Here is a 10,346-nt window from a genome sequence, read left to right as displayed (position 1 = left end):
GCAGGCGAGGCGTCCGTGGAGAGGCCCCACCCCAACCCCTCCCCTTAAGGGGAGGGGCTCATATTGGCTCAAGGCGTTGCCGTCGCAGTCTAAGGCCGTGCCCCATTCCTCTCCACGGGTGATAGGATTGTACCCTGCTTCCGTTCAGCCTGAGCGCAGTCGAAGGCCACGCCCTGCGCTCCCCCCTCATCCCCGGCACACGATGATCGCCAGGTAGGCCAGTCGCTGAAGCAACGAATACATTCAACGCGTCCGACGGACTCCAAACCCCGTCGAGGCGGGAGCATGGAAACGCCGCCCCACGACCACTTGCATCGCCCCATAATTGCGCATCTTTCGCCGCTTGCGCACGTTTCACAAAAGTGACACTCTCAAGTCATAAAAGTGAAACATAGGAGGCGGGATATGCGTGGACTGTTTTCGGTGTTGCTTGTGGCGGCGGCGGGCATGGCGACCCCGGCCATGGCCCAGGATTCTTGGCCGCAGCGCACGGGGTTTCAGGAAATCGCGGCGGGCAATTTCACCGCCGCCGAGCGGACTCTGCTTGCAGAACGTCGCACCGATCCGAACAGCCCGGAACTGATGCTCAACCTCGCCGCAGTCTATGCCAAGACCGGCCGCGCCGCCGATGCGCGCGCGCTGTACGATGCGGTGCTGCAGGAAAAGGCCATTGCGATGGATATGCCGTCGGGGGCGATCCTGTCGTCGCACACCGTGGCCCGCACGGGCCTGCGCCATCTGCCGCAGGCGATCGCCGCGCGGTAAAGCGATAAGGGCAGGTCCGGGCGCTGCTGCGTCTGGACATGCCCGACCGGCGAGGCGCGGACCGACAGGATACCGCGCCAGCCCGCCCCTGCTTAAATCCTTATTACAAGCGAGGCAGAGTAACCCCGCGCTGGCCCATATATTTGCCCGCCCGGTCGGCATAGCTGGTTTCGCAGGGTTCGTTGCCCTTCAGGAACAGGAACTGGCAGGCGCCTTCATTGGCGTAGATCTTGGCGGGCAGCGGCGTGGTGTTGGAAAATTCCAGCGTCACATGGCCCTCCCAGCCCGGCTCAAGGGGCGTGACGTTCACGATGATCCCGCACCGCGCATAGGTCGATTTGCCGAGGCAGATGACCAGCACGTCGCGCGGCACCCGGAAATATTCGACGGTCCGCGCCAGCGCGAAGCTGTTGGGCGGGATGATGCAGCAATCGGTCTTGCGGTCGACGAAGCTGTTCGACGCGAAGTCCTTGGGGTCGACGACGGCGCTGTCGACATTGGTGAAGATCTTGAACTCGTCCGCCACCCGCGCGTCATAACCGTAGGAGGACAGGCCATAGCTGATGCAGCCATCGCGACGCTGGCTCTCGACGAACGGTTCGATCATGCCTTGGGTCTGCGCGGCTTCGCGAATCCAGCGGTCGGACAGGATCGACATCTTCAATTCCTTCAGGTTTGGGCGCTCATCGCCGGATCGCGGGGGCAGGGCAAGCGGCAACCGTAAAAAGGGGGCTTGCGGTTGACGCAGCGTCAAGCGGTACGGTCACGCCCATGACCACCATGCTCGACATCACCGAGATCGCGCGGGCGACCGGCCTCAGCAGCCGGGCGCTGCGCTTCTATGAGGCCCGCGGCCTGATCCGGCCTCAGCGCAGCGAGGGCGGGCGGCGCATCTTCGGCGCGGGGGAGTTGGAGCGGCTGCACGCCATCGTCGCCCTCAAGCGCGCGGGCTTCACGCTGGCGGCGATCGGGCGGATGCTCGACCGCCCCGATGCGCGGTTGGCGCCGATGATCGCGGTGCAGCTGGCGGTGGTCGAGGCGCAGCGTGTCGCGCTTGGGGAAACCGCGACGCTGCTCCACTCTATTCAGTCCCGCATCAATGCTGGCGAGCGCATCGACGTCGCGACGCTCTGCTCGCTGATACGAAAAGGGAATGCCATGACGCCGACACAGTGGAAATCGGTGGTCGACCGCCATTTCACGCCGGAGGAACAGGCGCATTGGGCCGGGCGGATGGACGCGCTCGGACCCGATTTCGATCAGAATGCCTATCAGGCGCGCTGGGCCGATCTAGGCCAGCGGATCGCGGCCGCGCTGCCCATGGACCCGAATTCGGAGGCCGCGCGGGGTTTCGTGCGCGAATGGTTCGCGCTGCTGGCACCATTCCGGGCGGTCGCGTCGCCGGAGATGTGGGCGGGGGTGACGCGGTTGCACGAGAATCGGGCCGAGTGGGACGGCCAGGCCGATCCCGGCTTCTCCGCCGATGTGTGGCAGTTCATTCAGGCCGCCGGTGCGGCGATGCGGGCGCGGGGCGAAGAGCCGGGCGCCTGAAGGTGGTTGTTCACGCGAAGCCGCGATGCCGCGAAGAAGAATGATTTTCGCGCGGAGGCGCGGAGACGCGGAGGGGGCGTATCCGATCGTAAGCGATGCCGGTCATCGCCAAGGTTCGGAAGACTTAAATTCTTCTTCTCCTCCGCGCCTCCGCGTCTCCGCGAGAAAGAATCTTCGCGTCTTCGCGTCTTCGCGTGAAAAATCAGCTGCCGTAGTACCGAGAGCACCAAGCTATTTGCTCGCGGGAAGACGCTAAGATTTCATAAGATTGGTTCGCGCAGAGGCGCGGAGGACGCAGAGAGGGCGTGCGAGGTTATTGGCGATGGCCAGCTATCGCTGAGTATAGAGCGGGCCTAACCTTCTTCTCTGCGCTCTCTGCGCCTCTGCGCGAACCAAATTTCCGCGCTTTCGCGTTGATCTTCAGCTGATCCCCAAATCCGCCGGTCCGAACGCGTCGGGCAGCAGTTCCGACAACCGATAGGTTCGCACCGCGTCGCCCTGCGCCGCGCCGCAATGGACGGGCAGGTCGCGGCCGCCCATTTGTGCGGCTTCGTTGATGACCTGGCGGCAGCGGCCGCAGGGGCTGACCGGCGTCGTGCCCGTCGGCGCGCCGTCCGCGTCCATCGCGCCGCCGATCACGCCGACCGCGACGATCTCGCGCAGTCGCCCCGCCGCCGAGGCGGTGGCGATCGCGACCGTTTCGGCGCAGAGCGACAGGCCGTAGCTGGCATTCTCGAAATTGGCGCCGGTGATGACCGAGCCGTCCTGCATCAGGAGTGCCGCACCGACCGCAAAGCGGCTGTATGGCGCATGGGCGTTGCGCGCGGCGGCGCGGGCGGCGGCGATGAGTTCCTGGGGCAGGGCTTTAGGATCGGTGGCATTCATGGCGTGACGACGTCCCAGTTGACGGGGCCTTCCACCCCCTCGACCCGGCGGAAATCGCTGGCACGCCACATTCGCCAAGGGCGCGCGGCATAATCGGGTTTGAACAGATTGCCGATTGCCCAGACCGGACGGTCCAGCGCGGCGGTGATAGTGTATTCACGTTCGAACGCCTTGGACACGCGCAGCATCACGGGCTTTCGCGTATGCGTCTCGACCATCGACACGAAGCGGGTCAGGTCGGCGACCAGCTGCGCGCGCTCGGGCCGGGCGGCGCAATCGTCGTGAAAGGACAGGTCGATCGCGGTGGGCAGCGCATCGCCCACGCGCGGTACGAAGATGTTGAAGGCATCCGCCTGCGCCGCGGCAGGCTGGCACAGCGAATAGATATGGACCGCGCCGCGCCGCATCCCCGCCTCGGGCAAGGCGTCCCAATTGCCCTCGAACGACGGATCGCGCCGGTCGGTGCCAGAGGTCGCGACCAGATAGGCGAAGTCCGCGCCGTTCGCGCGCAGCGTCCGCCATTCGACGGCGGGCGGGTTTTCGGGCAGGTCGATGCCCTGCAGCGCATAACGCTCGGTCGGCGGCTGCCAATGGGTGACCCAGTGCCGCCCGCCCGCGCTGATCGCGCCAAGGGCCAGCAGCCCAGCGCCGATTTTCCAGAGAATCGCCATCAGTTGCGGATATGCAGGACGCAGAGCAGTGTGAACAGACGGCGCGCGGTGTCGAAATCGACTTCGATCTTGCCGGTCAGCCGCTCCTTCAGCATCTGCGCGGCGTCGTTATGGATGCCCCGCCGGGCCATATCGATCGTCTCGATCTGTTGCGGCGTGGCGGCACGGATCGCCTGGTAATAGCTGTCGCAGATCGCGAAATAATCCTTGATCGGCCGCCGGAACCGCCCGAGCGCCAGCACCAGGGTCTCGATATGCGTGCCGTCCTCGCGATACATATGGATGCCGAGCCGGCCTTCCTCCGACTCCAGCTTGATGCGGTACGGCCCGGCATAGCCGTCCGCCTGTGGTCGCTGCGGCGCGAAGGTGTTCTCCTCGATCAGGTCGAAGATCGCGATCCGCCGTTCCTGCTCGACATCGGCCGAGCGCCAGCCCAGGCTACGCTCGTCGAGATCGATGGATATGATCCGGGGATCGGCCATCCGGCAGGGATAGTCGCGAAGCGCGTGCGCCGCAAATCCTCCGCTGATCGACGCAATGTGTTTTCCTCCGGCGTCACTCCGCGCTAACGCCGAAGAAATGGCCACCCTCGCATTCCAGAACCCCGCTGCCGCCACCGAGCCGCAGCAGCTTCCCCGCAATATCGAGGCGGAGGCCGCGCTGCTCGGCGCGATGATGATCGACAACCGGCTGGCTGACGATCTGGTCGACCGGCTGGACCCGGAGCATTTCTTCGAGCCCGTTCATGGCCGCATATTCTCCGCGATCAAGAATCTGCGCGCCACCGACATGTTGGCGACCCCCGTCACGCTGCGCCCGATGTTCGAGGCGGACGAGGGGATGAAGGCGCTGGGCGGGCCGTCCTATCTGGCGCAGCTGACCGGTTCCGGCGCGGGCCTGATCGGCGCGCGGCAGTTCGCGACTCAGATCTATGACCTGGCGATGCTCCGCGCGCTGGTGACGGTGGGGCGGACCCTGGTCGACCGGGCGATGGACACCTCCGAAGAGGTCAACCCGCGCGCGCAGATCGAACTGGCCGAGAACGAGCTGTTCAAGGTCGCGGCGGATGGCGGCTCCGAGAATGCGGTGAAGAGCTTCTCCCAGGCCACCACCATGGCGGTCAAGAATGCCGAGCGCGCGCTGAATTCGGGCGGCCATGTCTCGGGCATCACCACGGGTCTCGACTCGGTCAATGCCAAGATCGGTGGTATGCACCGCTCCGACTTGATGATCCTGGCGGGCCGTCCGGGCATGGGCAAGACCTCGCTGGCGACCAACATCGCGTTCAACGCCGCGCGCCGCTGGATGCGCGACATGCAGGACGGCATCCCGCCTTCCGAATCGGTCGGTGCCAAGGTTGCCTTCTTCAGCCTCGAAATGTCGGCCGACCAGCTGGCGACGCGTATCCTGGCCGAGCAGTCGGGGATCAGCTCCGAAGCACTCCGTATGGGCAAGATCAGCCGCAACGAGTTCGCGCAACTCGCCGCCGCCGCCGCCGAGCTGGAGCAGCTGCCGCTGTTCATCGACGATACCGGCGGCCTGACCATCTCGGCGCTGCACACCCGCGTCCGGCGTTTGCAGCGGCGGCTGAACAACGAGCTGGGGCTGGTCGTGGTCGACTATCTCCAGCTGCTGACCGGCTCGGGCAAGTCTTCCGAGGGCAACCGCGTGCAGGAAATCTCGGAGATTTCGCGCGGATTGAAGACGCTGGCCAAGGACATGAACGTGCCGGTGCTGGCGCTGTCCCAGCTGTCCCGCGCCGTCGAGCAGCGTGAGGACAAGCGACCGATGCTGTCCGACCTTCGCGAATCCGGCTCGATCGAGCAGGACGCCGACATGGTCTGGTTCGTGTTCCGCGAAGACTATTACATGATGCAGCGCGAGCCCAAGCGCCCGATGGAAGGCGATGACGGCAAGGTCTTCGAGGATCACGCCAAATGGGCGACCGAGGTGGAGCGGGTTTACGGCCTGGCCGAGCTGATCGTCGCCAAACAGCGTCACGGTGCGACCGGCAAGGTGGTGATGAAGTTCGACCCGACGATCACGCGGTTTACCGATTTCGCGGGGTATTGAGCCGAGGCGAGTTAATTCCCGCCCCACGTTCAGCCTGAGCCCTTTGGCTGGCTGGCAAGGCAGCCGCTCAGGATAAACTTCGGCGCTTCGCGCCGAAGTCGAAGGCGACGGGATGACCGTCACCTAGGGGCGAGTTCGCGGCGTGCAGTTCGACTTCGCTCAGTGCGAACGGTGGGTGGGAGCGGAGTGTGAGGGATGGGGGGCACTTTTCCCGTCCACCCTCACGACCCCGGCGGAGGCCGGGGCCTAGATGCCGCCAAGGTTGAGGCACGCCTAGCGATGCGGGGGAGGCCAAGAGTTGAAAACGATCAACTCTGCTCACCCCTCCCCTTCAGGGGAGGGGCTAAAACCGTGCAATGCTGATCGCTTTCAACTCTAATCCCGCCGCTCGCTTGTGCCTCCCTCGCGACGTCTTGCGCGCTACCGAGCGCATTGCCACTGGACCCGGGCCTTCGCCGGGGTGGTGATAATAGTTAGCCCGGCCGAACGGCTTCCACGGGCCGGTGTATCCCGCACTCCACCTTGTCGAACCCGCGCCACCGCCCGGCGCGCGGGTCTTCGCCGGGCTTCACCTGGCTGGTGCAGGGCGCGCAGCCGATCGACAGATAGCCTTGCGCCTCCAGCGGGTGGCGGGGCAGGTCGTGCGCCGCGAAATAGCCGTCGAGCGCCGCCTTGTCCCAGTCCGCCAGCGGGTTGAGCTTCAGACGGCCGTCCTCGACCTCGAACCGGGGCAGTGCGCGGCGGGTGCCCGCCTGGAAACCCTTGCGGCCCGAAATCCATGCCTCGAACGGGGCGAGCCCGCGTGCCAGCGGCTCGACCTTGCGCAGGTCGCAGCAACCATCGGGGTCGTAGCCGTAACGGATGCCGTCCGGATCCTTTGCCGCCAGCAGCGCGGGGTCGGGCCGGATCACGCGGACGTCGAGCAGCCCCAGCCGCGCGACCAGCGAGTCGCGGTATGCCAGCGTCTCGGGAAACATCTTCAGTGTGTCGGTAAACACCACCGGCGTTGCCGGATCGGCCTGCGCGACCATGTGGAGCAGCACGGCGGACTCGGTGCCGAAGGACGATACCGCCGCGATCTGTCCGTGCAGCTCGCCGGTCAGCAGGGTGCGTAGCATCTCCGGGGCGGGCACCCCTGCGAACCGCGCTTCGTACGCTGCGGCGTCTTCGACCGTATAGGCAGGCCTAACGTCGATCCGGTCGAGCGCACGCTCAGCCATGGCGCAGTTTCCACACCGGCACCCGCGCGTCGGCGGCCTTTTGATAGGGCTGGGGATAGAGCGCCAGCAGCTTGGTCAGGGTCGCCGCATCAACCGGCTTTTCCGGCGCGAAGCTGTCGAAGCCGCAGCGGCGCATGGGCGGAATCTGGTCGACCAGCACATCGCCCGCTGCGCGCAGCTCGCCCTCGAACCCCGCTTCGCGCAGGATACGCGCCGCCGAATAGCCGCGCCCGTCGCGAAAGGTCGGGAAGCTGATCTCGACCAAGGCGATCTGGCCCAGGTGCGGCAGCAGTTCGCGCACATCGTCGCCCGCCTCCAGCCGGACGGCGGTGGCATTGGTCTGGCCCAGAAACGCATCCAGCGTCACCGCCGGTTCGTCATGCACCACATCGTCGCGAAAGCGCAGCAGGGTCGCGCCCGCATGGGTGTTCACGGTGATCGGCTCAACCATAAATGGCTTCCTTGAACGGCTGCATGCCGACGCGGCGATAGGTGTCGAGGAAGCGCTCGTCCGCCTCGCGGAGTTCGACATAGCGGTCGGTCACGCGCTCGATCGCGTCGACCACGCCGTCCTCGTCGAAGCCGGGGCCGGTGATCTTGCCGAGCGAGACGTCTTCCGCCCCAGACCCGCCGAGCAGCAACTGGTAATTCTCGGTGCCTTTCTTATCGACGCCCAATATGCCGATATGCCCGGCATGATGGTGGCCGCAGGCGTTGATGCAGCCCGAGATCTTCAGCTTCAACTCGCCCAGCTCCCGCTGCCGCCCGGCGAAACGCTCGCCGATCTTCTGCGCCAGCGGGATGGAGCGGGCATTGGCCAGGCTGCAATAATCGAGGCCGGGGCAGGCGATGATGTCGGAGATCAGGTCGAGATTGGCCTCCGCCAGCCCGGCGTCGCGCAAGGCGGTCCAGATGGCGTACAGGTCGGCCTTGCGGATATGCGGCAGGACGATGTTCTGGGCGTGGGTGACGCGCAGTTCGTCATGGCCGTAGCGTTCGGCGAGGTCGGCCATCAGGTCGATCTGTTCGGCCGACGCGTCGCCGGGGATGCCGCCGATCGGCTTCAGGCTGATCGTGACGATGGCATGGCCGGGCTGCTTGTGGGCGGCGACATTCTGGTCCAGCCAGACCGCGAAATCGGGGTCGGAGCGGTCGACGATATCGGGCGCATTGCGGTCGAAGTCCGGCCCGCCGAACATGGCGGTGATCCGCGCCAGTTCGGCGAGCGGCGGGTCCAGCCCCAAGTCACGGATCGCGGCGAACTCCGCCTCGACTTGGTCGCGGTACGCGTCAACACCGATCTCGTGGAGCAGGATCTTGATCCGCGCCTTGTAGATATTATCGCGGCGGCCATAGCGGTTATAGACGCGCAGGCACGCCTCCAGATAGCTCATCAGATGGTCGGCGGTGATGAAGTCCTTCACCTCATGCGCGATCATCGGGGTGCGGCCCATTCCGCCGCCGACGAAGATCTTCGCACCCAGCACGCCGTCGCGCGTCAAAAGCTGTATGCCGATATCGTGCAGCCGCATGGCCGCGCGGTCCTCGTCCGCCGCGATCACCGCGATCTTGAACTTGCGCGGCAGGTAGGTGAATTCGGGGTGGAAGGTCGACCATTGCCGCAGCAGCTCGGCCCAGGGGCGCGGATCGGCGACCTCGTCGGCGGCGGCGCCCGCAAACTGGTCGGACGAGATGTTGCGGATGCAATTGCCCGAGGTCTGGATGGCATGCATCTGCACCGTCGCCAGCTCGGCGAGGATGTCGGGCGCATCGGCCAGCTTGATCCAGTTATACTGGATGTTCTGCCGCGTGGTGAAATGGCCGTAGCCGCGATCGTACTTGCGTGCGATATGGCCCAGCATCCGCATCTGGCGGCTGTCCAGCGTGCCGTACGGCACCGCGACGCGCAGCATATAGGCGTGAAGCTGCAAGTAGAGACCATTCATCAGCCGCAGCGGCTTGAACTGATCCTCGGTCAGCGCGCCCGACAGGCGGCGTTCCACCTGGTCACGAAATTCCTCAACACGGGCATCGACGATGCTCTGGTCATATTCGTCGTAAGCGTACATGCGTTAAACTCTCAGATAACCCAGGCGCCGGCGTCCGCATCGGCGGGCTTCAGCGTCAGGTCGGGGCGCACCGTGGGGCCGAGCGCGCGGATACGGTCCTTGATATGGGCGGGGCGGGGGCCTTGTTCGGTCGCCTCCGCGTCGATCAGATAGGGCACGTTGACCCGACGCGCGCCTTCCTCGGCCCGCAGGATCGCCTCACCCTGTCCGCCGACATCGACCGCATCCTCGACATGGCGCGACCAGTCGCTTCCCGTCCACCAGACGACGTCGCCGGTCGCCAGATCATTGCCCGTCAACAGCTTCATGCGCTCATTCCTTCCGCCACACGAGCCCAACGCGCCAACTTGTCTTCGGCATCCGACAGCGTCACGACTTCGCCGACGACGATGATCGCCGGGCTCTGCACCCGTTCGCGCTCGACCATCGGGCCGAGGTCGGCGAGCAGCGTGCGGATGGCGCGGTGGCCCTCCAGCGTGCCGCGCTCCAGCACCGCGACGGGCATGTCGGGGGCGACGCCGTCCGCCATCAGCTTGTCGGCGATGCCGTTGGCGGTCGCGACGCCCATATAGATGACGAGCGTGCGCGCCTGGCCCGCCAGGCCCGACCAGTCCTGATCGGTCAGCCCCTTGCACTGGCCCGCGACGAAGGACACGGCCGAGCTGTGGTCGCGATGGGTGAGCGGGAGCATTGCCTCCGCCGCGCAACCGAGCGCCGCGGAGACGCCGGGAATGACTTCGACGGGAAGCCCGGCAGCACGCACGGTCTCCACTTCTTCGCCGCCGCGCCCGAAGATGAACGGGTCGCCGCCCTTCAGCCGGACGACGATCGCACCCGTCTTCACGTGCGCGACGATCAGCGCATTGATCGCTTCCTGCGACAAGGTGTGCCGCGCGCGCCGCTTGGCGACCGAGATGCGCTGGGCCTGAGGGGGCGCGAGGTCGAGGACGCGGGCATCGATCAACCCGTCATGCACGACGACATCGGCGGTCTTCAGCGCCTCGACCGCACGCACGGTCAGCAGGCCCGGATCGCCGGGGCCTGCACCGACAAGGATCACGCGCCCGCGCGCGGTGGGATCGAGAAGACTAGCCATGCTCTACAGATGATCC

Annotated in this window: 12 protein-coding genes; 3 read left to right on the top strand and 9 right to left on the bottom strand. The window is 66.0% G+C overall.

The features are described 5' to 3' along the window. Positions 1-405: 405 nt before the first annotated feature. The gene (locus SP5_RS07360; protein WP_042486241.1) at positions 406-765 is read left to right on the top strand and encodes a tetratricopeptide repeat protein; all 360 of its coding nucleotides are present in this window, start codon (positions 406-408) and stop codon (positions 763-765) included. A gap of 103 nt (positions 766-868) precedes the next feature. Here SP5_RS07360 and dcd read toward each other — a convergent pair whose 3' ends face one another. Then, positions 869-1,423: a dCTP deaminase gene (dcd, locus tag SP5_RS07355; RefSeq protein ID WP_042486309.1), complete on the bottom strand. Its 555-nt coding sequence runs from the start codon at positions 1,421-1,423 to the stop codon at positions 869-871. A gap of 113 nt (positions 1,424-1,536) precedes the next feature. On the opposite strand from dcd, the gene SP5_RS07350 reads away from it, so the two are divergent. Next, positions 1,537-2,316, top strand: coding sequence for a MerR family transcriptional regulator (locus SP5_RS07350; protein WP_042486239.1), 780 nt, complete (start codon positions 1,537-1,539; stop codon positions 2,314-2,316). A gap of 420 nt (positions 2,317-2,736) precedes the next feature. On the opposite strand, the gene SP5_RS07345 is transcribed toward SP5_RS07350, so the two are convergent. The 3 genes from SP5_RS07345 to SP5_RS07335 are packed head-to-tail and all read right to left on the bottom strand — an operon-like array spanning position 2,737 to position 4,354. Further along, positions 2,737-3,201 (bottom strand): cytidine deaminase, encoded by a 465-nt coding sequence (locus SP5_RS07345; RefSeq protein ID WP_042486236.1) that lies wholly within the window; start codon positions 3,199-3,201, stop codon positions 2,737-2,739. Continuing rightward, the gene (locus tag SP5_RS07340) at positions 3,198-3,872 is read right to left on the bottom strand and encodes a GH25 family lysozyme (protein ID WP_052811449.1); all 675 of its coding nucleotides are present in this window, start codon (positions 3,870-3,872) and stop codon (positions 3,198-3,200) included. Before SP5_RS07340 ends, SP5_RS07345 begins: the two co-directional genes overlap by 4 nt. Then, complete coding sequence (locus SP5_RS07335; protein ID WP_042486235.1) at positions 3,872-4,354, bottom strand: UPF0262 family protein; 483 nt, start codon at positions 4,352-4,354, stop codon at positions 3,872-3,874. The genes SP5_RS07340 and SP5_RS07335 overlap by 1 nt, the downstream gene beginning before the upstream one ends. A gap of 97 nt (positions 4,355-4,451) precedes the next feature. On the opposite strand from SP5_RS07335, the gene SP5_RS07330 reads away from it, so the two are divergent. Then, positions 4,452-5,945, top strand: coding sequence for a replicative DNA helicase (locus tag SP5_RS07330; protein ID WP_042486232.1), 1,494 nt, complete (start codon positions 4,452-4,454; stop codon positions 5,943-5,945). Between the two features lie 473 nt (positions 5,946-6,418). Here SP5_RS07330 and SP5_RS07325 read toward each other — a convergent pair whose 3' ends face one another. The 5 genes from SP5_RS07325 to cobA are packed head-to-tail and all read right to left on the bottom strand — an operon-like array spanning position 6,419 to position 10,330. After that, the gene (locus tag SP5_RS07325) at positions 6,419-7,165 is read right to left on the bottom strand and encodes a phosphoadenylyl-sulfate reductase (protein WP_042486229.1); all 747 of its coding nucleotides are present in this window, start codon (positions 7,163-7,165) and stop codon (positions 6,419-6,421) included. Continuing rightward, positions 7,158-7,616, bottom strand: coding sequence for a DUF934 domain-containing protein (locus SP5_RS07320; RefSeq protein ID WP_042486225.1), 459 nt, complete (start codon positions 7,614-7,616; stop codon positions 7,158-7,160). Before SP5_RS07320 ends, SP5_RS07325 begins: the two co-directional genes overlap by 8 nt. Continuing rightward, positions 7,609-9,234, bottom strand: coding sequence for a nitrite/sulfite reductase (locus SP5_RS07315; RefSeq protein WP_042486222.1), 1,626 nt, complete (start codon positions 9,232-9,234; stop codon positions 7,609-7,611). The genes SP5_RS07320 and SP5_RS07315 overlap by 8 nt, the downstream gene beginning before the upstream one ends. Positions 9,235-9,245: 11 nt before the next feature. Then, positions 9,246-9,542, bottom strand: coding sequence for a DUF2849 domain-containing protein (locus tag SP5_RS07310; protein ID WP_042486219.1), 297 nt, complete (start codon positions 9,540-9,542; stop codon positions 9,246-9,248). After that, a complete protein-coding gene (gene cobA, locus SP5_RS07305) occupies positions 9,539-10,330 on the bottom strand; it encodes a uroporphyrinogen-III C-methyltransferase (RefSeq protein ID WP_042486216.1) in 792 nt (263 codons plus the stop codon). The genes SP5_RS07310 and cobA overlap by 4 nt, the downstream gene beginning before the upstream one ends. Positions 10,331-10,346: the final 16 nt, after the last annotated feature.

Source organism: Sphingomonas parapaucimobilis NBRC 15100 (assembly GCF_000787715.1).
GTDB classification, from domain to species: Bacteria; Pseudomonadota; Alphaproteobacteria; order Sphingomonadales; family Sphingomonadaceae; genus Sphingomonas; species Sphingomonas parapaucimobilis.
The sequence above is the reverse complement of the archived record's forward strand: the minus strand, read 5'-3'. Positions and strand labels throughout refer to the sequence as shown.

What these genes read in the sequence shown, in the direction of transcription:
- SP5_RS07310 (WP_042486219.1), bottom strand. Translation starts at nt 9,542, where the DNA reads ATGAAGCTGTTGACGGGCAATGATCTGGCGACCGGCGACGTCGTCTGG.
- SP5_RS07335 (WP_042486235.1), bottom strand. Translation starts at nt 4,354, where the DNA reads ATGGCCGATCCCCGGATCATATCCATCGATCTCGACGAGCGTAGCCTG.
- SP5_RS07340 (WP_052811449.1), bottom strand. Translation starts at nt 3,872, where the DNA reads ATGGCGATTCTCTGGAAAATCGGCGCTGGGCTGCTGGCCCTTGGCGCG.
- SP5_RS07320 (WP_042486225.1), bottom strand. Translation starts at nt 7,616, where the DNA reads ATGGTTGAGCCGATCACCGTGAACACCCATGCGGGCGCGACCCTGCTG.
- dcd (WP_042486309.1), bottom strand. Translation starts at nt 1,423, where the DNA reads ATGTCGATCCTGTCCGACCGCTGGATTCGCGAAGCCGCGCAGACCCAA.
- SP5_RS07360 (WP_042486241.1), top strand. Translation starts at nt 406, where the DNA reads ATGCGTGGACTGTTTTCGGTGTTGCTTGTGGCGGCGGCGGGCATGGCG.
- SP5_RS07330 (WP_042486232.1), top strand. Translation starts at nt 4,452, where the DNA reads ATGGCCACCCTCGCATTCCAGAACCCCGCTGCCGCCACCGAGCCGCAG.
- cobA (WP_042486216.1), bottom strand. Translation starts at nt 10,330, where the DNA reads ATGGCTAGTCTTCTCGATCCCACCGCGCGCGGGCGCGTGATCCTTGTC.
- SP5_RS07315 (WP_042486222.1), bottom strand. Translation starts at nt 9,234, where the DNA reads ATGTACGCTTACGACGAATATGACCAGAGCATCGTCGATGCCCGTGTT.
- SP5_RS07350 (WP_042486239.1), top strand. Translation starts at nt 1,537, where the DNA reads ATGACCACCATGCTCGACATCACCGAGATCGCGCGGGCGACCGGCCTC.
- SP5_RS07325 (WP_042486229.1), bottom strand. Translation starts at nt 7,165, where the DNA reads ATGGCTGAGCGTGCGCTCGACCGGATCGACGTTAGGCCTGCCTATACG.
- SP5_RS07345 (WP_042486236.1), bottom strand. Translation starts at nt 3,201, where the DNA reads ATGAATGCCACCGATCCTAAAGCCCTGCCCCAGGAACTCATCGCCGCC.